This is a genomic window from Dictyoglomus sp. SSW (assembly GCF_055181335.1).
On the sequence record NZ_CM143705.1, the window covers coordinates 1209660 to 1231174 of the forward strand.

Here is a 21515-nt window from a genome sequence, read left to right on the forward strand (position 1 = left end):
GTGAGAAAAATAATATTAATTATTTTATTTATATCTCTAATAATAGTGACTTTGGCTTTTCTTCTTACTAAAGAAGATATTTCTATAAGGTTATATATTTACAATCCTCAAAAACAGGCCTTAGAAAGCAAGGATATAAATATTAAGTTAACCAGACTTGAAAAATATTTTATAAAGGAAAAAATATATAAAGAAGCAATCAATAATCTTATTTCTTATTCTGACAATAATATATATCATCTACCTATACCAAAAGGGACAAAAATCCTTAATATATCTGTCAAAAACAATATAGCTTATATAGATTTTTCCGATGAATTAAGGAAGAACCATCCTGGTGGTAGTTTGGGAGAGATGTTAACTGTTTATAGCATTGTAGATACGCTTACAGAATTTCCAGAAATTAAAAAGGTTCAAATTTTAATAAGTGGTGCTGTGGTAGAGACCTTAGTGGGACATATGGATTTAACCTCTCCTTTAGAAAGAGATCTTTCATTGGTTAAATAAAAATGAAAATTGGGATTATTTCAGATATTCATGCTAATTTGCCTGCATTAGAAAAGGTCTACAGTGAACTTGAGAAAGAAGTAGATGAGATATATTTTTTGGGAGACATAGTAGGCTATGGCCCATATCCTAATGAGTGTATGGAATATCTGAATAAATTTGGTTATTCTGTATTAGGTAATCATGATGCTGCAGTAGTTGATTTGAGAACCTATGATGATTTTAATCCTTATGCTCAATTTGCAATAGATTGGACTAAAGAAAGATTAAGTTGGGAGAATATTGAAAAATTGAAAAAGCTTCCTCTTATTATTGAAAATAATAATTTTTGTTTAGTTCATGGAAGCATCAGAGAACCTCTTGATGAATATTTAATAAATTATTATTCAGTATTGGCCAATTTTGAGATTATGGATGAGAATATTTGTTTCTTTGGACATTCTCATTTAGCTGGGGTTTTTGTATATTCGGATAAAGAAATATACTATGTAAATTTTAGCGAAGGAGGAGAATTAAAGTTACAGAAAAATAGTAAATATTTAATAAATCCTGGTAGTGTAGGTCAACCTCGAGATGGTAATTGGAAAGCAAGCTTTGTTATATATGATGTTGATAAAAAGATTTTAAAATTTAAGAGAGTTGAATATGATGTAGGAAAAATACAAAATTATATGAAACTTTTGGGTTTTCCTAAACAGCTTTGGGAAAGGCTCCAATATGGGAGGTGATTAATTTGAAAGTACTTATTATGAGTGATACTCATGGTGATACAAGTTTTTGGGAATATATAAATGATTTTTTGTCCGAAGCAAATTTCGTTATACATGCTGGAGATGTTCTTTATCATGGTCCAAGAAATCCACTACCTGCAGGATATAATCCTAGCAAGCTTGCTGAACTTATAAATAACTCAAAACCTTTCTTTATTTCAAAGGGTAATTGTGATGCTGATGTGGATCAATTAGTTATAAAATTTCCTATTTCTTCTCCTTATCTTCTGTTATATGTGAATTCTTTGAAGATTTTTGTTACTCATGGAGAAAATAGAAATGAAGATGATTTTTTTAATCTTGCAGAACTTTTTGATGTAGATCTTTTAATATTTGGACATATCCATATCCCAGTTCTTAAAGAAAGAAATAAAAGAATAATACTTAATCCTGGAAGTCCTGCTTTACCAAAGACAGAATATAAATCTGTAGCTTTTCTTGATGAAAATAAAGTTTCAATTATAGAAATAATAAGCAAAAAAGAAATTTTTAGTTTGGAATTGACTAAGTGATAATATAATTACATGGTAACTCTTGACTTTAGAGACAATTTTTTATAATATTTATTTAGCAATCGGGGCATGGCGCAGTTGGTTTAGCGCGCCTGGTTTGGGACCAGGAGGTCGCTGGTTCAAGTCCAGCTGCCCCGACCATATAATAAAAGAGCGGGAGTAGCTCAGGGGTAGAGCATCAGCCTTCCAAGCTGAGGGCCGCGGGTTCAAATCCCGTCTCCCGCTCCACTTTTGATGGGCATTTGCGCCCATAGCTCAGGTGGACAGAGCGGCAGACTTCGAATCTGCGGGTCGGGGGTTCAAGTCCTCCTGGGCGCGCCAGTAAGAGTAGGTTAAAAAATTTGGAGGATGGTGAACGTAGCTCAGGATGGTAGAGCGCTGGGTTGTGGCCCCAGTGGTCGCGGGTTCAAGTCCCGCCGTTCACCCCATAATACATAAAAAGCGCCCGTAGCTCAGTAGGACAGAGCAACGGACTTCTAATCCGTGGGTCGGGGGTTCGATTCCCTCCGGGCGCGCCATTCACGGGCCGTTAGCTCAACTGGCAGAGCACCTGACTCTTAATCAGGGGGTTGCAGGTTCGACTCCTGCACGGCTCACCAGTTGTGCGAGGGTGGCGGAATGGCAGACGCGCTAGACTTAGGATCTAGTGGGATTTCCCGTGTGGGTTCAAATCCCACCCCTCGCACCAAAGAGATAAATTGATGAGCGGGAGTAGCTCAGGGGTAGAGCGTCTCCTTGCCAAGGAGAAGGCCGCGGGTTCAAATCCCGTCTCCCGCTCCAAATTTTTAATAATATACCCCATGCAATCATTTTTTACACAAATTTGATAAACTCTTTTCTATTTTTCTTCTTTAATAGTATTTTTTATGATGATATAATATAGCTTTGGTATTTAATATAAAAAATGCTATTTTAACAGATAGGAGGTAATGTAATGACAATTAATGAGACCAACATTAAATATGATGTAGAAAAGCTTGAGGGAAGTAGAGTAAAAGTGAATGTAGAGATAGATCAATCAGAGAGGGAGAAAAGTCTTGAGAAGGCATATAAATCTTTGGTAAAAAGAATTCAAGTGCCTGGTTTTAGAAAAGGTTATACTCCTCGTCCTATTTTGGAAAGATACCTTGGAAATGAGACCTTTGAAAGTGAAGCAATAAAAATAGTTGCGAGAGAAACCTTGGAATGGTTTTTAAATAAAGGAAATGTTACACCTCTTCAGGATCCTTATTTTGATATTCCTGATTCTTGGAAAGAAGGTGAAAATTTAAAATTCTCTTTTGTGCTGGAAGTGCCACCAGAATTTAAGCTTGGAGATTATAAAGGTTTAAATATTAGAAAAGAAAAAGTAGAAGTTACTGAGGAAGAAATTAATAGGGTTATAGAACAGATAGAATTACAACTTAGTAAATTAAATCCTGTAGAAGAAGGACAAGTTGAGAAAGGTGATGTGGTCTATTTAGAAAGAGTTAAAGAAGATGGTACCCAGCTTCCCCCGATGTGGTTTACATTAAATGGAAAGGTGTTTCAAGAATTGGAAGATAAGATATTGGGAATGAAACCAGGAGAAGAAAAGGAATTTGAGATAACTTTTCCTGAAGGTTTTTATGAAAAAGATTTATCAGGTCAAACTTTAAAATTAAAATGGAAGGTTAATAAGATTTGGAGATATGAGAAGCCTGATCAAGAAACTTTTCTTCAAAAGGTTGGTGCACATTCTTTTGAAGAGTTTAGAGAGAAAGTGAGAGAAAGCATAAAGGAAGAAAGAGAAAGAAGATCTGAGGACAAAGCTTTTTCTGAAATTATGAGCAAAATATTGGAGAATACAGAACTTGACCCTCCTTTAAGTTATGTACAGTATCTTGCAGAAAATATTTTTAGAGAATTCGTTAATGATCTTACAAAAAGAGGAATGAGCTTAGATAATTATCTTAATGAGAAGGGGATAACAAAAGATGAGTTTATTAGAAATGTCATAGAAGATGCAAAGAATAGAATACGGATGGAGATGATTCTTGAAAAGATAGCGGAAGTTGAAAATATTTCTGTTTCTGATCAAGAGATAGAAGATGCTATAAGAGAAATCGCTGATAGCGAAGGTAGAGATTACGAAGAGATTAAGAAAGAAATTGAGAAAGAAGATTTAATAAATACTCTAAGAAGAAATCTTATTAGAGAAAAAGTTAAGAAATTTTTATTAGAACAAAACTTAATAGAGGAGGAATAGATCTATTATGACATTAGTACCTATTGTTATAGAGCAGACCCCAAGAGGGGAAAGAGCATATGATATTTATTCAAGGCTTTTGAAAAGTAGGATTGTTTTTTTAGGTACAGCCATAAATGATGATGTGGCAAATCTTATAATTGCGCAACTTTTGTTTTTGGAGTCTGAAGATCCTGAAAAGGATATTTATCTTTATATAAATTCCCCTGGTGGTGAAGTTTCAGCAGGACTTGCTATTTATGATACTATGAGACATATAAAGCCTAAAATAGCCACTGTATGTGTAGGTCAGGCAGCAAGCATGGCTGCTATTCTTTTAAGTGCAGGAGACAAAGGTAAAAGATATGCTTTACCTCATTCAAGAGTAATGATACATCAACCACTGGGTAGTGCATATGGCCCTGCTGCAGATATAGAAATTCATACAAGAGAAATCCTTAAAATAAAGAGGATATTAAATGAAATATTGTCATATCATACAGGACAGCCTATAGAGAAGATCGAAAAAGATACCGACAGAGATTTTTTCATGTCTGCTTATGAGGCAAAAGAGTATGGTATTGTTGATGAAGTATTAGAAAGTAAAAAAGGCTAAATCATAGATAAAGGAGATATCAATTTATGGGAAATAGAGAGCTTCATTGTTCTTTTTGTGGAAAAAGTCAAAAAGAGGTTAAAAAACTTATTGCAGGACCAGGAGTTTATATTTGTGATGAATGTATATCAATAGCTTATAAAATATTGGAAGAAGAGAATAAAAAAGACGATACTTATGATAATTTTGAACTGCCAAAACCATCCGATATTAAATCTTTCTTAGATCAATATGTTATAGGGCAAGAGAAAGCAAAAAAAATATTATCAGTAGCAGTTTATAATCATTATAAGAGAATATTTATGAGAGATAAATTAAAAGAGGATGTAGAAATTCAGAAAAGTAATATACTTCTAATTGGACCAACTGGTGTAGGTAAGACTCTTCTTGCAGAAACTCTCGCAAAATTCTTAAAGGTACCTTTTGCTATAGCAGATGCTACCACACTTACTGAGGCTGGCTATGTGGGGGAAGATGTGGAGAATATTCTTTTAAGACTCATTCAAAATGCAGATTGGGATGTTAAAAGGGCAGAAAAAGGAATAGTTTACATTGATGAGATAGATAAGATATCGAGAAAGTCTGAAAATCCATCTATTACAAGAGATGTTTCTGGGGAGGGAGTTCAACAAGCTTTATTAAGAATTGTTGAGGGAACTATAGCTAATGTACCCCCTCAAGGTGGGAGAAAACATCCTTATCAGGAGTTTATTCAGATAAACACAAAAGATATTTTGTTTATTGCTGGTGGTTCTTTTGAAGGAATAGAAAAAATAGTAGAAAAAAGACTTGATGTATCAAGTATCGGATTTGGTGCACAAATAGAACCTAAAAATAGAAAAAGTTTAAGTCAGATCCTCTCAAATATCATTCCAGAAGATCTTATAAAATTCGGAATGATTCCTGAATTTGTTGGAAGATTTCCTGTTGTAGCGGTTTTAGAACCTCTTAATGAGGAAGCTCTTATGAAGATATTAGTAGAACCTAAAAATGCTCTTGTTAAACAATATAAGGCATTATTGGCTTTAGAAGGGGTAGAATTAGATTTTACAGAGGATACATTAAGAGCTATAGTCAAAGAAGCACAAGAAAAGGCTACAGGTGCAAGAGGATTAAGAGCTGTAATGGAAGAACTTATGTTAGAACTTATGTATGAGCTACCGTCCTTAGGAATCAAAAAATTTGTCATCACACCAGAATTAGTTTATAATCGTGGAAAATTATCTATAGAAAAATTAAAAAAGATGGCAGGTTAGGGGGTTTATTTTATGAAAGAGGAGATGGCTTCTGTTTATTCCTTTTTGGATGTGGAGAAAAAATGGTATGATTATTGGCTAAATAAGGATTATTTTCATGCAGAAGTGGATGACTCAAAAAAACCCTTCTGTATAGTATTGCCACCCCCAAATATTACAGGTTCTTTACATTTAGGCCATGCTTTAAACGCGACTATTCAGGATATCTTGATTAGATGGAGAAGAATGCAAGGTTATAATGCATTATGGATTCCAGGCACTGATCATGCAGGCATTGCAACCCAAATGGTAGTAGAAAGAGAACTTTTAAAAGAGGGAAAAAGCAGATGGGATTTAGGCAGAGAAAAATTTTTGGAAAAGGTATGGGACTGGAAGGAAAAATATGGAAATACTATTGTAGAGCAGTTAAAGAAACTTGGGGTTTCATGTGATTGGAAAAGATTTAGATTTACCATGGATGAAGTATATTCAAAAGCTGTAATTAAGGCTTTTGTTGAGCTTTATAAAAAGGGATATATATATAGAGGAGAAAGAATAATAAATTGGTGTCCCCGTTGTAGAACAGCGATCTCTGATTTGGAAGTCAGATATATAGAAGAGTCCTCCTATTTATGGTACATAAAATATCCTTTCTATGATGAAGAAGGTTATATAGTTATAGCAACTGCAAGACCTGAAACCATGTTAGGTGATACTGCTGTAGCTGTTAATCCGGAAGATGAGAGATATAAAAATCTTATTGGGAAAAAAGTTATTCTACCATTAGTCGGGAGAGTAATTCCTATTATTGGCGATGAGACAGTAGATCCTAATTTTGGCACCGGTGCTTTAAAGGTTACTCCAGCTCATGATGCTGATGATTTTGAGATAGGTAAAAAACATAATTTGGATTTCATATCTGTGATTGATGAAAAAGGATTTATGAATGAGAATGCTGGTAAATATAAAGGACTTAGTGTTTTAGAATGTAGAAAGAAAATAGAGGAAGATTTAGAAAAAGAAGGATTTCTTTTAAAGAAAGAAGTATATGTTCATGATATTGCCACTTGTGATAGATGTGGTACTCCCATAGAACCTATGATATCTAAACAATGGTTTATGAAAATGGATAATTTAGCAAATCCTGCCATATTAGCAGTTGAGGAAAGTAAAGTGAAATTTATTCCTGATAGATGGAAGAAGGTTTACTTCGATTGGATGTATAACATTAGAGATTGGTGTTTATCAAGACAGTTATGGTGGGGGCATAGAATTCCCGCTTGGTATTGTAATGATTGTGGCTATATAAATGTGGCTGAAAAATCTCCTGATAAATGTGAGAATTGTGGTTCATCTAATCTAAAACAAGATGATGATGTATTAGATACATGGTTTAGTTCTGCTTTATGGCCTCTTGGTACTTTAGGATGGCCAGAAGATACAAAAGATCTTAAATATTTCTATCCTACCTCTGTATTAAGTACAGCAAGAGATATTATTAATCTTTGGGTTGCCCGAATGATTATGATGGGGCTTGAGTTTAAAAAGGATGTGCCTTTCTACCATGTATATGTTCATCCAACAGTACTCACAAGAGAAGGAAAACGTATGAGTAAATCGAAGGGAACAGGTGTAGATCCCTTAGATTTAATAAATAAATATGGTGCAGATGTTACAAGATTTGGCCTTGCTATTCAGTGTACTGAAATGCAAGATTTGAGGTTTCATGAAGAGAATTTTGAAAACACAAGAAATTTTACTAATAAAATATGGAATGCTTCCAGATTTGTAATATCAAATTTGGAAGATAGAAAATATTCAGAAGTAAAATTAGAATACCATCTCTTATCTTTATCAGATAAATGGATATTGAGCAGGCTTCAAAAAGAGATTAAAGAGGTAACAGATCATTTAGAGAATTATAGATTTAGTGAATATGTAAAAACTATATATAATTTCTTTTGGAATGAATTTTGTGACTGGTATATTGAGATGGTAAAACCCAGATTATCTCAAAAAGAGGATCCAGAGAGTAGGTTAGTTTCTCAAACTATTCTTTGGAAGGTGTTAAGTGATAATCTGAAACTTCTTCATCCTGTAATGCCTTTTATTACTGAAGAGATTTGGCATAAACTGCCAGAAAACAGCGAGAGTATAATGATCTCATCTTGGCCTATCTCTGAGGATACCTTTATTGATGAAAAAGCAGAAAAGGATATGGAATTTATTATGGAGTCAATCAGAACAATTCGAGCAATTAGATCTGAATTCAATATCTCTCCCTCTGATGTTATAAAAGTAGATTTTTACACCCTTGATAAAGATAAGGAGATTTTACTTCTCGGTAATTCTGGTTATTTTGCTACGCTTGCAAAAGCAGAAATTAATAAAGTTGACGAAAAGAAAGATATTAAAAATGTAGTACATAAAGTCTTAGAAGGTGTTGATTTATATGTAAATCTAAAGGGTTTAATTGATATAACAAAAGAAAAAGAGAGAATAAAGAAAGAATTAGAGGAAGCATTAAATATAAAGAAGAAAATTGAAGAAAGACTTTCCAACGAGGAGTTTCTAAGAAAAGCCCCAGAAAATGTGGTAGAAAAGGAGAAAGAGAAATTAGAAAGTATTAATAGAAAGATAAGGAGCTTAGAAGAAAGTTTTAATACATTAGAGTAGTTAAGTAGTTTAAAAATTAAACAGGGAGGTCATTATGAAAATATATGGCTTTAAAGGTGGTGTACATCCCCCTGAAAAAAAGGAATTATCAAAAGATGTACCAATAACAAAAATTCCTCTCCCTGAAAGATTACTTATTCTTACAATTCAGCATACAGGAGCTCCTACAATCCCTCTTGTTAAAGCTAAGGACCATGTATTTAAAGGACAAAAAATTGGAGATGCGCAGGCTTTTGTTACGGCTCCTATTCATGCTCCAACTTCAGGAACTGTAAAAAGAATTGCACTTTTTCCTCATCCCAATGGAAGAAATGTTTTGGGTATTGAGATAGAGCCAGATGGCAAAGAAGAGATTTTTCCAGATATTCCCAGAGATTTATCATGGCAAAATCTTTCACCTGACGAGATTAAAAAGAGAATTAGAGAGGCTGGTATTGTTGGACTCGGAGGTGCTGCTTTTCCTACCCATGTGAAGATATCACCTCCACCAGAGAAAAAGATAGATACGGTTATTCTCAATGGAGCAGAGTGTGAGCCGTACTTGACTATAGACTATAGGCTTATGTTAGAGAAACCTCAACTAATTATAGAAGGGTTGAGGATATTGATGTATGCATTAGGAGTTAAGAAGGGAATTATTGGTATTGAGAATAACAAGAAGGATGCAGCGGAAGTTTTGAGAAAATATATAGATAGGGATATAGAAATTGCTATTTTACCCACGAAATATCCTCAAGGTTCTGAAAAGCATCTCATAAAGGCTATTTTAGATAGAGAAGTTCCCTCTGGAGGTCTTCCTTTAGATGTAGGGGTAGTTGTTAATAATGTGGGAACAGCAGTAGCTATTGCTGAACATTTTAAAACAGGCCTTCCTTTAATTTCTCGTGGAGTAACAGTTACAGGTGAGAATATTAATTCTCCTAAAAATTTAGAGGTTTTGATAGGTACTCCTGTATCAAAACTTATTGAGGCTGCAGGAGGATTCAGAGAAAAGCCAGGAAAGATTATATTTGGTGGACCTATGATGGGTATAGCTATTTATGATATGGATACACCAGTTATTAAAGGTACATCAGGTGTGGTTGTTTTTTCTGAGAAGGAAACAAAATATTATGAACCTGTGGAATGTGTAAGATGTGGAAGATGTATTGATGTTTGTCCTATGGGATTAATGCCTACCATATTAGCTAAATATGTAAGAAGAGGTAAACTAATAGAGGCGGAGGAGTTAGGAATATTAGATTGTGTAGAATGTGGTTCTTGTAATTATATATGTCCTTCCAGAAGACCCCTTCTTCAATGGATAAGAGTAGGTAAAACGGATATCTTAGCAAAGAAAAGAAAGTAAAGGGAGGCATAACCAGTTATGAAGTCAGAGATGGATAAATTAATAGTTTCTTCATCGCCTCATATTTTTGTTAAAGAAGATGTTTCATATGCGATGAGGCAAGTAATTTATGCACTAATACCTGCTACTCTTGCAGGTGTTTATTTTTTTGGTTTGTATTCTTTATTGGTTATATTAGTAAGTATAATTTCAGCAGTTTTATGGGAAGCTTTTGCTCTTATTTTGAGGAAAAAGCCATTAAATATACTTTTAGATTTTAGTGCTGTAGTTACAGGGCTTCTTCTTGCCCTTACTTTACCTCCTAAGGTTCCATTATGGATTCCTATAGTGGGATCTGGTGCAGCTATTCTTCTTGGAAAGCAGGTTTTTGGAGGATTGGGTGATAATTTTTTAAATCCTGCCTTAGTTGGAAGAGCCTTTCTCCTCTCTTCCTATCCTCAAATAATGACCTCATGGATGAAACCTATTCATAAAATTGGAGGCATGGTTTCACAAGCATCTCCCCTTACTTCTACTGCCACCCCTCTTGCTATAGAAAAACTTAAACTTACTGGTTATCAAATACCCTCATATTTTCATCTTTTTATTGGTGATATTCCAGGATGTATAGGAGAAACTTCTGCCTTATTATTGCTTTTAGGTGGTCTCTACCTTATTTATAAAGAAATAGTGGATTGGAGAATACCACTTTCATATATTTCAACGGTTATTATAATTTCCCTTTTATTCGGGAAAGACCCTATTTTTCAAATATTAGCTGGAGGACTTTTTTTAGGTGCTTTCTTTATGGCTACTGATTGGGTAACAACCCCTCTTACAACAAAAGGTAAAATTATTTTTGGAATAGGAGCAGGTTTCTTTACAATGGTTATAAGATTATTTGGTATTTATCCAGAAGGAGTATCTTATGGAATTCTTGTTATGAATGCTTTGACTCCTCTTATAGATAGAACCTTAAAACCTCGCAAATTTGGAGAGGTGAGAAAATGAAACAGATATTAAGATATGGATTAATCCTTTTTTTGGTATGTAGTATATCAGCTGGTGTTTTAGCCTTTACATATGAAAACACTCAGAGAGTAATTGAGAGCAATAGAAAAAAAGAAAAAGAAAGAATTTTAAAGGAAATAATTCCAGAGGCAACAGATTTCAAAAAAGTCGAGAATCCTCCAAAATCTGATAGTAATTTAGTAAAAATAACCGAAGTATATATTGCTTATAAAGGAAATGAAAAAACTGGAACTGTTTGGGAAGTGACATCAAAGGGGTATAGTAGTGATATTTTGATGATCATTGGTACAAATAAGGAAGGTAAAATTTCCCACATAACTATACTTTCTCAACAAGAAACACCAGGCCTTGGGACTGAAATTGTTAAGGATAGTTTTTTAAATCAGTTTATAGGAAGAGATACCCCAAATTTAGAAGTAAAAAAGAATGTTACTCCTGTATCAGGAGCAACTATCTCCTCTTCTGCAATTGTGAGAGCTGTAAATGAGGTTCTGAAACACGAAAACTTTTAGGGGGGAAGAAAAATGAAAAAGCTATGGATATATATAAGAAATGGTATTTTTAAAGAGAATCCTGTTTTGATATTAATGATAGGTCTGTGTTCTGTACTTGCTGTTTCTGTTAGTGTACAAAATGCAATTGGAATGGGACTTGCTTTTACCTTTGTTATGGTTTTTTCTAATTTGTTTGTATCTCTTTTAAGAAAATTTACACCTCACGACATAAGAATACCTATTTTTATTGTAGTTATTGGTACTTTTACTACCATTGTTGATCTTGTTATATCTGCTTATTTTCCAGAACTTTATAAGGCTTTAGGTATTTTTATTCCATTAATTGTGGTAAATTGCATAATAATTGGTAGGGCTGAGGCTTTTGCTTATAAACATTCAGTAATGGAATCTATTGCTGATGGGATAGGAATAAGTATAGGTTATATATGGGCTATAGTAGCCTTAGGAGCCATAAGAGAATTTTTGGGATCAGGAACTCTTTTGAATACAAATTTTTTTCAAAATTTTCAGCCTGCTAAAGTTTTTGTAATGCCTCCTGGAGCTTTTTGGGGAATAGGATTGTTGATAGGAATATTGAAATGGGTAGATAGTAAAATTAGGAGGTAATAACATGGGATATGTTGGAAAACTATTTCTTCTTTTTCTATCTGCTTCTCTTATCGATAATATTGTTTTTATGAGATTTTTAGCTTTATGTCCTTTTGTAGGTATGAGTTCTTTTCTTGAAACATCTATTGGTATGGGTGTTGCTGTAGCTTTTGTTATGACCATGGCATCGGTGGTAACATTCTTTATCTATTATTATATTCTTATTCCACTTAATTTAATTTTTTTAAGAACCATATCTTTTATATTAGTGATTGCAGTTTTAGTACAACTTGTGGAGATGTTTATAAGAAAGACTTCTCCATCTCTTTATAAGGCTATGGGTATTTACTTACCATTAATAACTACAAATTGTGCTATATTAGGTGTTACGCTTTTAAATATAAACTATCAGCATGATCTTATTGAATCTATTATTTATTCATTGGGTGTCTCTCTTGGCTTTACTATTGCCTTAGTACTTCTTGCAACCATAAGAGAGAGGTTTTCTTTTTCAGATATACCTAAATTTTGGCAAGGATATCCTATTGTTTTTATAACCGCTGGCCTATTGGCATTAATTTTTCTTGGATTTCAAGGACTTGCTCATTAAAAAGGAGGAAATGATATGGAATTAATAATAATATCAATCTTAGTATTAGGAGGGATTGGTTTTCTTTTTGGCTTAGGTTTAGCAGTAGCAGGTGAGAAATTTAAGGTAGAGCTTGATCCTCGTATTTCTCAGATTATGTCGGTTTTACCGGGGGGAAATTGTGGTGCGTGTGGCTATACAGGGTGTGAGGCTTGTGCTATAGCGATTTTAGAGGGTAGAGCACCTATTACTGCTTGTATTGTAGGAGGAGATAAAGTAGCGAAAGAAATTGCAAAGATTATGGGAGCTAATGAAGAAGTTAGTCTTGTGAAACAGGTATCTTTCCTTACATGTCAAGGAGGCAAAGGAATTGCTCAGGAAAGGTTTATATATAAGGGAGTAGAAAAATGTAAAGCAGCAAATTTGGTTCAAGGAGGTTATAAAGGTTGTCCTACTGGATGTTTAGGATATGGTGATTGTGTTAGAGCTTGTCCTTTTGATGCTATACATATGGGAGACGATGGTCTACCTAAAATTGATGTGAATAAATGTACTGGATGTGGTTTGTGTGTGAAAGCATGTCCAAGGGGTATTTTAACTTTATTACCTGTTAATATCCCTTTACTACTTTGTTGTAAAACAGAACTTCCAGGACCTGATGCAAGAAAGGTATGTTCTCATGCATGTATTGGATGTGGTATTTGTGAAAAGGTATGCCCTAAAGGAGCAATTAAGATAGAGGGTAGATTTCCAGTTATAAATTATGACCTTTGTGATGGTTGTGGAATCTGTGTAGAAAAATGTCCAACAAAGGCGCTTATATTATTAAAGCGTTAATTATATTGTCTATATTGATTTTCTTTATTTTCTTGATTAGAAGTTATCAAGGGAATAGGGAAGCTTCTCATATTGGTATTTTAATGGATACTTTTGTTGATATAAGAATCTGGGGGAAAGACAGTTATAGAGCTCTTAATGAATCTTGGGCTTTAATAGAAAATTTGAGTAAAAAAATTGACAGGTTCAACCCATATAGTGAAATAAGTAAGATCAATAAAAATGCTGGAAATTATGTTGAAATTTCTTATGACATTGTAGACATTATAAAAAAGGCTAAATATTTTGCTCAGATTACAAACGGTTATTTTGATCCAACAATAGCTCCTCTCATGAGGATTTGGGGATTTTATGATAAAAATTACAGAGTTCCTTACAAAAAAGAGATTGAAGATAAACTTCAATATGTGAATTATAGAAAAATTCATATAAAAGGAAACAAAGTTATGATAGAAAAGGGAATGGAAATAGATTTGGGGGGTATTGCTAAAGGATATTTAATGGATAAAATATTTGAAGTTTTGAGAAAATATTCTATAGATAGGGCTGTTTTGAATTTTGGAGGACAAGTTGGAGTTTATGGAAGAACTCAGAAAGGAACTCTTTGGGAAGTAAGTATCAAGCATCCCCGTAAAGATCAAGGTTTTATTGGAAAAGTATGCATAAAAGAAGGTTCTGTTTCTACGTCGGGAGATTATGAAAGATTTTTTATTAAAGACAATGAGAGATATTGTCATATAATTAATCCTAAAAATGGATATCCATCAAACTCCGTTATAAGTGTTAGTGTGATAAGTAAAAGTGGAACAGAAGCTGATGCTTTATCAACAGCTTTTTTTGTTTTAGGTAAAGATGCCATATCTTTGTGGAAAGAAAAATTTTCTTACTTAGGCTTAGTTATTGTTTTTCCAAATTTAAATGTATGGTATTCTCCTAATCTGGAATTTAAAGTGGAGAGTAAAAAGTGAAAAGGATAAAGGAAAATAAAGTTGTTTATATTACTACCTTAGGTTTAATGATATCCTTAGCTTGTGTTCTCTATTATTTTGAAAGTATTTTTATCTCTCCCTTTCTTTTTCTACCAGGTGGAAAAGTTGGAATTGCAAATTTAGTTCCCTTAGTTGCTATTTATACCGTAGGTATAAAAGAGGCTATAATTATAACTGTACTTAGAGTTATAATAGTTAATATAATTATGGGAAGATTTTTAGATATCTCTTTTTATTTAGGGTTTTTTGGTGGATTGATAAGTAATCTTTTTATGGGTTTTTTTTCAAAAACCTCAATAAGTGTTATAAATAATAGCATTATAGGAGCGATTATTCATAATATGACCCAACTTTTTATAGTTGCCTTTTTCATTTTTCATAAGGGTATTTTTTACTATGCTCCATTCCTTATCATTTTTGGGTTTTTAGCAGGTCTTTTTAATGGAATAGTGGGGGGGTATCTAATAAAATATATTAAAAACTATTTAGGGGGTGACCTATGAGAAGAAGTAAAATGTCTACAAAACTTCTAATCTTTCTTATTGTTCTGGGACTAATTGTGGGTGGAGTTATTGCTGAGGCATTTGGAGATAAGTTAGAATTTTTAAAGAAGGGATTAAATATTGGCTTTTCCCCAGTTACTCTTAACATGTATTTTTTTACTTTCACATTAGGATTTGATTTAAAAATTAATTTGGGTGGAGCCTTAGGAGTATTAATTGTGTTGCTTTTTTGTAATATTTAGAGTTATAATTTAACTATGGGTAGTAGAGATTTTATAGAGGGGTTAAAAAACAAAGGTTTTTTCGTCTTTATAGGGTTTTTTATACTCTATATACTTTTATTGTTTTTGATTGTTTTTATTACTTCTATGAATGGATCTCTAAATCTTTGGGCAGAGAAGATAAAAATTTATGCTTTTGTAAATCCAAAAACTTCTGATTCTGATATAGTTAAATTATTGATAGATTTAAAATCTAATTTTCATTTCAAGGAAGCAACTTATATAACCCAGAAGGAGGCCTGGGAGAAGCTAAAGGAAGTTGTAGGAAGAGAGAATGATATTTTTGCTTGGGGATCACCTGATTCTTTGCCTAAAACTATCGAAATAACCCCATCTTTATTAGAAAATATACATGATATTATAAGGTATCTTCTTAATTATAACTTTGTTGAAGAGGTAAGATATCCTGAGGAAATGGTTACTCAATGGTATAATTTGCAGGGCTTAGTAGAGATCATTAAGAAGATTTTTACATACTTAGGTAGTTTGTCTTTTCTTTTATTGTCTGTTGAATTACTTACTCATACTCATCTTGCTTATCCCATACTTTCAGTACCATCTCAAATAATGGAGAATGTAATAATAACAACAATATCCTTTTTTTCTGCATTGGCTTCCATATATTTCTTGGGGAACATTTTTAAAGATCATATATCAACAATACTTCCTTATTTCTCTTATGTATTTGATTTAAAACACATCTTGATATGGATTTTTTATTTTGTAATATCCAACGTAATTATTAGTTTCACTTCTGCCTTAATAAGCTTTCAGAGGCTTAGATGAAAAGGATAATTACAGTAACAGTTGTTCTATCACTATTGTTAGTACCCATATTTACATGGGGTAACGTAGATTATACCATACTTCAAAAACAAAAAGAATTGCAGAAAAAAAGAGAGCAAATAAATAGTTTAAAGATGCAAGTTAAAAATTTAGAAAAGAAGGAATTGAATATTGTTCAAGAAATAAGCAAAATTGATATGGATCTTGATAAAGCAGAAAGAGATCTTAGTATGGCGGAAACGAAACTTAGAGAAGCTCAAGCAAAATTGGTGGTATTATCAACACAATTAAGTATAATGCAAAGAAATTTAAGATATAGAAGTTTAAACTACAAAGAATCCTTAGGTGATATTTTTAAAACTATACAACCTAAGATATATTTAGATATTATCTTTACACAGAATACATTTGCTTCTATTGCTGTTCCATATTATTTGAAGATATTAATGAAGAAAGAAGTAAATAGACTACAAAGTATTGATAAACAATGTAAAGATATAGATAAGAAGAAAAAAGAATGGGAGGCTGAAAAAAGGAAGGTTGAACTTTTAGTGAAGGATATATCAGAAAGAAAAGGATATATAGAAGCAAAGAAGAAAGAAAGAAAAGCCTTTCTTCAGAAAATTAGGGAGCAAAAAAGGTATCAGCAACAAGTTATTGCAACCTTAGAGCGAGAGTCAAAGGAGATTGAGAATTTTATAAAGAGATTGGCATCTTCTAAAATTCAAAAAGCTAAAAAAGGATACCTCTCTTGGCCTGTTATTGGGAGTGTTACTTCTGGATTTGGTATGAGGAGACATCCTATACTTGGAGGAGCTCCTCTTTTCCATACTGGTATAGATATTTCAGCAGATTATGGAACACCTATAAGAGCAGTAGCTTCTGGCAGAGTTATTTTTGCTGGATGGTATGGTGGATATGGAAATATGATAATAATAGATCATGGAGGTAATATATCTACTGTTTATGGACATCTGTCAAGGATAGCTGTAAGATCTGGAGAAGAAGTTTCTGAGGGTGATATAATTGGATATGTAGGAAGTACAGGTTTAAGTACAGGTCCCCACTTACATTTTGAGGTGAGAGTAAATGGTGAACCTGTAGATCCAATAAATTGGTTAAAATGATAGAAGGAGGAAAGAATGAGATTTAAAAAGAGAATTTTAATAATTGTTTTCATTGCTTTAATAACTGTATTTTTAATCTCAAAATTAAATATAGCTAAGGATTCTATTGATGACATTATTACAAGTGTTAGGGTTTTTATTGAAACTGTTTATTATGTAAGAAATGCGTATATTGAGAAAAATTTAGACAATAAGAAATTAGAGTATGAAGCAATAAGAGGATATTTAAAGGCTTTAGACGATCCATATACCGAATTTTTTGATCCAAAAGCTTTTAGGACCTTTACAGAGGATATGCAGGGTTCTTTTGGTGGGGTTGGAATGAGGCTTGAGTCTAAGGACGGTAAAATTTTAGTTGTATCACCTATAGAAGGAACACCAGCTTTCAAGGCAGGTATAAAACCTGGGGATCAGATAGTGGAAGTGGATGGACAAAGTGTGGTTGATAAACCTTTAGATCTTGTGGTTTCTATGATTAGAGGGGAGGTAGGTAAAGAGGTAAAAATAAAAATATATAGAGAATCAGAGAAGAAATATTATGAGTTTGTTTTAAAGAGAGCGCTTATAGAAGTGCCTGTTGTGGAATATAAGGTTTTAGATAATAATATTGGTTATATAAGATTTTATGAATTTACTCAAAACTCACCTCAAAAATTATCTGATGCATTTAGAGCATTGGAGAAGAAAGTAAGCGGAGTAATATTAGATCTTAGAAATAACCCAGGGGGAGATTTAAAAGCTGCAGTTACTATAGCAAGTTTCTTTATTTCCGAAAATGATCAAGTAAAAACTATTATTAAAGATAATAATACATCTAAAACATTTGATACAAAAGGTATAATTGTTTATAGACAGGATAGGGATAAAAGATTATATGGAGAGAAAGTAGTAAAAGGAACATATAAATGGAATAAGCCTTTAATAGTTCTTGTTAATAGGTATTCTGCAAGTGCATCTGAGATTTTGTCAGGAGCTATAAATGACTATAATAAAGGTATATTAGTAGGAGAGAAAACTTTTGGTAAAGGAGTAGTTCAAACAATTTTCACTCTTTCAGATGGATCAGCTGTTAAAATAACTACAGAAAAATATTTACTTCCATCAGGTAGAGATATAAATAAAGAAGGTATAGTTCCAGAGGTATTAGTAGAGATGGCCCCAGAGAGTGTGGGTAGGGATAATGATATTCAGCTAAATAGAGCTATAGAAATATTGAAAAAGAATATCTCTCTTTTGAGGGATAAAACTAAATTATTATTAAGAAAATAGATGTTTGATAAAAAAGAAAAAATAATTATCATAATTTTTGTATGTTTAGTTATTGTTTTTACTGTATTTAACTTATTTGGAAAGGAACAAAAAATATTAGAAGAGGATGTAAATAGTTTTATAGTAGTACATGTGGCAGGAGAAGTTAAGATTCCTGGGGTGTATAAATTACGAGATGGAGCAAGGGTTATTGATGCTATAAATGTGGCAGGTGGTCCCTTACCCTCTGCTGATTTAGATAAGCTTAACCTTGCAGATTATTTGAAAGACGCATCAAAAATAAACGTTCCTTCCAAAGTCCAGTACTTAAATTCAGTCATATCTTCTAAAGAAGAATTAAGAACTTCGGTTGGTATTTCAACTAATGATAAGATTAATATAAATACTGCTTCCAAACAACAACTTGAAACTTTACCTGGAATTGGAACTACCCTTGCTCAAAGAATAATTGATTATAGAAATGAACACGGATTATTTACTTCTTATGATGATCTATTAAATGTTAAGGGAATAGGAGAAAAGAAACTTGAAAAAATAAAAGATAAAATTACTTGGTGACTTTTGGGAATACCTTATTCATTTATTTTTTTAATAAGTTATGTGGTAGGAATAATTATATCCAAATATCATTTTAGTTTTGGAGTACCCTTTTTTATTCTTGCTTCTTTCATCTTTTTAAGGAAAAGATTTTTACTTATTTTCTTATCTTTGTCTTTTTTCTTTCTTGGATCTTTGTTATATAAGGTATCATCACCTCAATATGAACTTTTTCATAAAAAATATCATGAGATTTATGCAGAGGTAAAAGATGTGAGATTTTCCCAAAAATATATACAATATGTTATAAAAGCAGATATTAGTAAGGAAGAATTTATTATGTCTGTTGGTAAAAGTGTCAGATATGAAGTGGGAGATGTACTTCTTTTAAGAGGAGTAGAATATTATCCATTAGAAAATAATAATATTTGGAGTGAAAGTATTATATATAAAATAAAGGTTAAGGAGATGCAATTAGTCGGACATAGATACCAAAATAGATTTAAGCTTTTAAGGTTAAAATTTAAAAAATATGTTGATCACATTTTGGGTTTTTATAGTGATGATAAAAAAGAATTTATCAAGGCTATTACAATTGGAGAGAAATTAGGACTAAATAAAGATATAAAAGAGATATTTTCTGAAACTGGTACTTCTCATTTGTTAGCAATTTCAGGTTTACATGTTTCTTTGTTAATAGGAATTTTTATTAACTTTTTACCTTTTAGGAAAGTATTGAGCAGAATTATTTTTCTTCCCATACTTATTTTTTATGGTTATATTATTGGAGATAATCCACCTATATGGAGAGTTATAGGGGAATATATCTTTCTACTTTTAGCTTTTCTTTTTAGACGTGAAGAAGATACTTTGAACGCAGTTTTCTGGGTTGCATTGATTAATCTTATAATATTTCCGTTAAAGCTTTTTAATTTAAGCTTTCAACTTTCTTATCTTTCCATGTTAGGTCTTCTGTATAAGCCTCAATTTCCTAAGTTTTTACCAAAATTTTTTCAGGAAATTTGGGAAAGCTCTTTTTGGTTAATGATATTTTTATCTCCTCTTTACCTTTACTATTTTAAGAAAATTTGTTTTATCTCAATTCTTTCAAATATTTTTTCAATTCCCATATTCTATATTATTTTAATTTTTAGTTTTTTATTATTTTTTATTAATATTTATCCAATTAATCATATTTTGGTAAAACTATTATCTATTTTGATTGACATTCTGCTAAATGGTTTGCAATTCATTCTTTCTCATTATAAAATTAGTCTTGTAATTTCCTTATTTCTTATCTTTTTACCAATAATTATGAGGAAAAGAGAGGATTATGAATTACTGGGAGTTTAGGCACTCATTAAAAGAAAAGAAGTTTTCTCCTGTTTACCTTTTTATAGGTGAAGAAAAATTTTTAATGGAAGAAGCTTTATTGGAACTTAAGAAAGTGAGATTTAAAGAATTTAACTATGTGGCCTTTTTTGGAGATGAAATAAATTGGAATGATCTTCTCCCATATTTAGAATCACCTCCGCTTTTAGGGAATCAATTTATTGTAGTCAGGCATGCCCAAGATCTTAAAGATCAAAATATTCCAAAAAAATTAGAGATTTTATTTAGAAGAATGACTAATACTTGTTTAGTTTTTATGGCTAATGCTGAAGAAGAAAAACCCAAAAAGATTTCTTTTTCAAAGATGATACCCCCAGAAGGAGTTGTAGAGTTTACTAAATTTAGGACTGATGCCTTGAGAAAGTGGATAAAAGAAAAATTCCAAGAGAAGGGTAAAAATATTGATGATGAAAGTATATATTTTCTATCATCTTATTATTCAGAAAATATAGGATTACTTATTCAAGAGATTGAGAAAGTGTGTATTTTTGCTATAGATAAAAAGGATATTACAATTGATGTTTTTAAGGGATTACTCTCTCCTGTGGAGATAGCCTTTTATACTTTTTTAGATGCTATTTTGAGGAGAGATTTCTATCTTGCTTTGTCTGGAATTGATACTTTATTTAATGAAGGAACATATCCTCAAGTTATATTGGAAATCCTTATTAGACAAATGAGACAACTTCTAAGAGCAAATGCGTTGTTTAAAGATGGGTATTCAAGTGAAGAGATTAGGGAAAAACTTGGTTTACATCCCTTTGTAGTAAAAAAGCTTTTAGATGCATTAACAAAATACTCTGCCGCAGAAATTTTTGAGATATATCTTCTTCTGCGGCAGACTGATTTGGAGTTTAAGACTACAGCTAAAGATCCAAGAGTACTTTTGGAAAAAGTACTGCTAAAAATTGGGGCTAAGATTTGACAGCAAGTTTTTCGTTAAGAAGCTTCATGAGTTTTGATTTCTTTCTTGCTGCAGTATTTTTATGAAGAGTTCCTTTTTGTGCTGCTTTGTCTATTGCACTTATTACTTCTGGAAGAATTTTTTTAGCTTCTTCTATTTTATTTTCTTTGAGGAGATTAAGAAACTGTTTTGTATAAAATTTAATTTTTCCAAGTCTTACACGATTTCTAATTCTGTTTCTTTCACTTATCTTTATTCTTTTAATTGCAGATTTTGTATTTGCCATATTCCTTTTCCCTCTCCTTTGTAAAAATTTT

23 protein-coding genes and 8 tRNA genes are annotated in these 21515 nt (G+C 32.2%); 30 read left to right on the plus strand and 1 reads right to left on the minus strand.

Features of this window, described 5'->3' with window-relative positions; genetic code table 11:
- The 30 genes from ACY3JM_RS05810 (at position 1) to holA (ending at position 21219) form a co-directional block, all read left to right on the plus strand.
- Positions 1–507 (plus strand): GerMN domain-containing protein, encoded by a 507-nt coding sequence (locus ACY3JM_RS05810; protein WP_463082142.1) that lies wholly within the window; start codon positions 1–3, stop codon positions 505–507.
- Between the two features lie 2 nt (positions 508–509).
- The gene (locus ACY3JM_RS05815) at positions 510–1235 is read left to right on the plus strand and encodes a metallophosphoesterase family protein (RefSeq protein WP_463082141.1); all 726 of its coding nucleotides are present in this window, start codon (positions 510–512) and stop codon (positions 1233–1235) included.
- A gap of 5 nt (positions 1236–1240) precedes the next feature.
- Positions 1241–1789: a phosphodiesterase gene (gene yfcE / locus ACY3JM_RS05820; protein WP_463082140.1), complete on the plus strand. Its 549-nt coding sequence runs from the start codon at positions 1241–1243 to the stop codon at positions 1787–1789.
- Positions 1790–1852: 63 nt separating this feature from the next.
- Positions 1853–1930 (plus strand) — tRNA-Pro (locus ACY3JM_RS05825).
- A gap of 12 nt (positions 1931–1942) precedes the next feature.
- A tRNA-Gly gene (locus ACY3JM_RS05830) sits at positions 1943–2017 on the plus strand.
- 16 nt (positions 2018–2033) lie between these two features.
- Positions 2034–2110: transfer RNA gene (locus ACY3JM_RS05835), tRNA-Arg, on the plus strand.
- Positions 2111–2140: 30 nt separating this feature from the next.
- Positions 2141–2217: transfer RNA gene (locus ACY3JM_RS05840), tRNA-His, on the plus strand.
- A 13-nt stretch (positions 2218–2230) separates the two neighbouring features.
- Positions 2231–2307 (plus strand) — tRNA-Arg (locus ACY3JM_RS05845).
- 5 nt (positions 2308–2312) lie between these two features.
- Positions 2313–2388 (plus strand) — tRNA-Lys (locus ACY3JM_RS05850).
- Positions 2389–2393: 5 nt separating this feature from the next.
- A tRNA-Leu gene (locus ACY3JM_RS05855) sits at positions 2394–2477 on the plus strand.
- A gap of 17 nt (positions 2478–2494) precedes the next feature.
- Positions 2495–2569, plus strand: a tRNA-Gly gene (locus tag ACY3JM_RS05860).
- Positions 2570–2723: 154 nt separating this feature from the next.
- Positions 2724–4016 (plus strand): trigger factor, encoded by a 1293-nt coding sequence (gene tig / locus ACY3JM_RS05865; RefSeq protein ID WP_463082139.1) that lies wholly within the window; start codon positions 2724–2726, stop codon positions 4014–4016.
- Positions 4017–4023: 7 nt separating this feature from the next.
- Positions 4024–4611, plus strand: coding sequence for an ATP-dependent Clp endopeptidase proteolytic subunit ClpP (clpP, locus tag ACY3JM_RS05870; protein WP_463082138.1), 588 nt, complete (start codon positions 4024–4026; stop codon positions 4609–4611).
- A 26-nt stretch (positions 4612–4637) separates the two neighbouring features.
- A complete protein-coding gene (gene clpX / locus ACY3JM_RS05875; RefSeq protein WP_463111125.1) occupies positions 4638–5867 on the plus strand; it encodes an ATP-dependent Clp protease ATP-binding subunit ClpX in 1230 nt (409 codons plus the stop codon).
- A gap of 12 nt (positions 5868–5879) precedes the next feature.
- Positions 5880–8522 (plus strand): valine--tRNA ligase, encoded by a 2643-nt coding sequence (locus ACY3JM_RS05880; RefSeq protein ID WP_463111126.1) that lies wholly within the window; start codon positions 5880–5882, stop codon positions 8520–8522.
- Positions 8523–8556: 34 nt separating this feature from the next.
- Positions 8557–9870 carry an electron transport complex subunit RsxC gene (gene rsxC, locus ACY3JM_RS05885; protein ID WP_463111127.1) on the plus strand — a complete coding sequence of 438 codons (1314 nt, stop codon included), beginning with the start codon at positions 8557–8559 and terminating at the stop codon, positions 9868–9870.
- 18 nt (positions 9871–9888) lie between these two features.
- Positions 9889–10860, plus strand: a complete 972-nt coding sequence (locus tag ACY3JM_RS05890; protein WP_463111128.1) for an RnfABCDGE type electron transport complex subunit D — start codon at positions 9889–9891, stop codon at positions 10858–10860.
- Complete coding sequence (locus tag ACY3JM_RS05895) at positions 10857–11393, plus strand: RnfABCDGE type electron transport complex subunit G (protein WP_463111129.1); 537 nt, start codon at positions 10857–10859, stop codon at positions 11391–11393. Before ACY3JM_RS05890 ends, ACY3JM_RS05895 begins: the two co-directional genes overlap by 4 nt.
- 12 nt (positions 11394–11405) lie before the next feature.
- Positions 11406–12002: an electron transport complex subunit RsxE gene (gene rsxE, locus ACY3JM_RS05900; protein WP_463111130.1), complete on the plus strand. Its 597-nt coding sequence runs from the start codon at positions 11406–11408 to the stop codon at positions 12000–12002.
- Positions 12003–12006: 4 nt separating this feature from the next.
- The gene (gene rsxA / locus ACY3JM_RS05905; protein WP_463082131.1) at positions 12007–12594 is read left to right on the plus strand and encodes an electron transport complex subunit RsxA; all 588 of its coding nucleotides are present in this window, start codon (positions 12007–12009) and stop codon (positions 12592–12594) included.
- A 15-nt stretch (positions 12595–12609) separates the two neighbouring features.
- Positions 12610–13410: an RnfABCDGE type electron transport complex subunit B gene (locus ACY3JM_RS05910; protein WP_463082130.1), complete on the plus strand. Its 801-nt coding sequence runs from the start codon at positions 12610–12612 to the stop codon at positions 13408–13410.
- Positions 13374–14378, plus strand: coding sequence for an FAD:protein FMN transferase (locus ACY3JM_RS05915; RefSeq protein ID WP_463111131.1), 1005 nt, complete (start codon positions 13374–13376; stop codon positions 14376–14378). Before ACY3JM_RS05910 ends, ACY3JM_RS05915 begins: the two co-directional genes overlap by 37 nt.
- Complete coding sequence (locus ACY3JM_RS05920) at positions 14375–14902, plus strand: Gx transporter family protein (protein WP_463082128.1); 528 nt, start codon at positions 14375–14377, stop codon at positions 14900–14902. The genes ACY3JM_RS05915 and ACY3JM_RS05920 overlap by 4 nt, the downstream gene beginning before the upstream one ends.
- Positions 14899–15144 (plus strand): DUF4321 domain-containing protein, encoded by a 246-nt coding sequence (locus ACY3JM_RS05925; protein WP_463082127.1) that lies wholly within the window; start codon positions 14899–14901, stop codon positions 15142–15144. Before ACY3JM_RS05920 ends, ACY3JM_RS05925 begins: the two co-directional genes overlap by 4 nt.
- Positions 15145–15159: 15 nt before the next feature.
- Positions 15160–15969, plus strand: a complete 810-nt coding sequence (locus ACY3JM_RS05930; protein WP_463082126.1) for a permease-like cell division protein FtsX — start codon at positions 15160–15162, stop codon at positions 15967–15969.
- Positions 15966–17096, plus strand: coding sequence for a murein hydrolase activator EnvC family protein (locus tag ACY3JM_RS05935; protein WP_463082125.1), 1131 nt, complete (start codon positions 15966–15968; stop codon positions 17094–17096). The genes ACY3JM_RS05930 and ACY3JM_RS05935 overlap by 4 nt, the downstream gene beginning before the upstream one ends.
- Before the next feature lie 15 nt (positions 17097–17111).
- Positions 17112–18365: a S41 family peptidase gene (locus ACY3JM_RS05940; RefSeq protein WP_463082124.1), complete on the plus strand. Its 1254-nt coding sequence runs from the start codon at positions 17112–17114 to the stop codon at positions 18363–18365.
- A complete protein-coding gene (locus ACY3JM_RS05945) occupies positions 18366–18923 on the plus strand; it encodes a helix-hairpin-helix domain-containing protein (RefSeq protein WP_463082123.1) in 558 nt (185 codons plus the stop codon).
- A 3-nt stretch (positions 18924–18926) separates the two neighbouring features.
- A complete protein-coding gene (locus ACY3JM_RS05950; protein ID WP_463082122.1) occupies positions 18927–20255 on the plus strand; it encodes a ComEC/Rec2 family competence protein in 1329 nt (442 codons plus the stop codon).
- The gene (gene holA / locus ACY3JM_RS05955) at positions 20236–21219 is read left to right on the plus strand and encodes a DNA polymerase III subunit delta (protein ID WP_463082121.1); all 984 of its coding nucleotides are present in this window, start codon (positions 20236–20238) and stop codon (positions 21217–21219) included. Before ACY3JM_RS05950 ends, holA begins: the two co-directional genes overlap by 20 nt.
- Here the strand turns inward: holA and rpsT are convergent.
- Positions 21209–21484 (minus strand): 30S ribosomal protein S20, encoded by a 276-nt coding sequence (gene rpsT, locus ACY3JM_RS05960; RefSeq protein WP_463084138.1) that lies wholly within the window; start codon positions 21482–21484, stop codon positions 21209–21211. The two genes, holA and rpsT, sit on opposite strands and share 11 nt — an antisense overlap.
- Positions 21485–21515: the final 31 nt, after the last annotated feature.

Bases quoted from the DNA above. Each gene is read 5' to 3' on its own strand.
- ACY3JM_RS05815 (WP_463082141.1), top strand. From the start codon at position 510: ATGAAAATTGGGATTATTTCAGATATTCATGCTAATTTGCCTGCATTA.
- tig (WP_463082139.1), top strand. From the start codon at position 2,724: ATGACAATTAATGAGACCAACATTAAATATGATGTAGAAAAGCTTGAG.
- clpP (WP_463082138.1), top strand. From the start codon at position 4,024: ATGACATTAGTACCTATTGTTATAGAGCAGACCCCAAGAGGGGAAAGA.
- clpX (WP_463111125.1), top strand. From the start codon at position 4,638: ATGGGAAATAGAGAGCTTCATTGTTCTTTTTGTGGAAAAAGTCAAAAA.
- ACY3JM_RS05880 (WP_463111126.1), top strand. From the start codon at position 5,880: ATGAAAGAGGAGATGGCTTCTGTTTATTCCTTTTTGGATGTGGAGAAA.
- rsxC (WP_463111127.1), top strand. From the start codon at position 8,557: ATGAAAATATATGGCTTTAAAGGTGGTGTACATCCCCCTGAAAAAAAG.
- ACY3JM_RS05890 (WP_463111128.1), top strand. From the start codon at position 9,889: ATGAAGTCAGAGATGGATAAATTAATAGTTTCTTCATCGCCTCATATT.
- ACY3JM_RS05895 (WP_463111129.1), top strand. From the start codon at position 10,857: ATGAAACAGATATTAAGATATGGATTAATCCTTTTTTTGGTATGTAGT.
- rsxE (WP_463111130.1), top strand. From the start codon at position 11,406: ATGAAAAAGCTATGGATATATATAAGAAATGGTATTTTTAAAGAGAAT.
- rsxA (WP_463082131.1), top strand. From the start codon at position 12,007: ATGGGATATGTTGGAAAACTATTTCTTCTTTTTCTATCTGCTTCTCTT.
- ACY3JM_RS05910 (WP_463082130.1), top strand. From the start codon at position 12,610: ATGGAATTAATAATAATATCAATCTTAGTATTAGGAGGGATTGGTTTT.
- ACY3JM_RS05915 (WP_463111131.1), top strand. From the start codon at position 13,374: ATGTCCAACAAAGGCGCTTATATTATTAAAGCGTTAATTATATTGTCT.
- ACY3JM_RS05925 (WP_463082127.1), top strand. From the start codon at position 14,899: ATGAGAAGAAGTAAAATGTCTACAAAACTTCTAATCTTTCTTATTGTT.
- ACY3JM_RS05930 (WP_463082126.1), top strand. From the start codon at position 15,160: ATGGGTAGTAGAGATTTTATAGAGGGGTTAAAAAACAAAGGTTTTTTC.
- ACY3JM_RS05935 (WP_463082125.1), top strand. From the start codon at position 15,966: ATGAAAAGGATAATTACAGTAACAGTTGTTCTATCACTATTGTTAGTA.
- ACY3JM_RS05940 (WP_463082124.1), top strand. From the start codon at position 17,112: ATGAGATTTAAAAAGAGAATTTTAATAATTGTTTTCATTGCTTTAATA.
- ACY3JM_RS05945 (WP_463082123.1), top strand. From the start codon at position 18,366: ATGTTTGATAAAAAAGAAAAAATAATTATCATAATTTTTGTATGTTTA.
- holA (WP_463082121.1), top strand. From the start codon at position 20,236: ATGAATTACTGGGAGTTTAGGCACTCATTAAAAGAAAAGAAGTTTTCT.
- rpsT (WP_463084138.1), bottom strand. From the start codon at position 21,484: ATGGCAAATACAAAATCTGCAATTAAAAGAATAAAGATAAGTGAAAGA.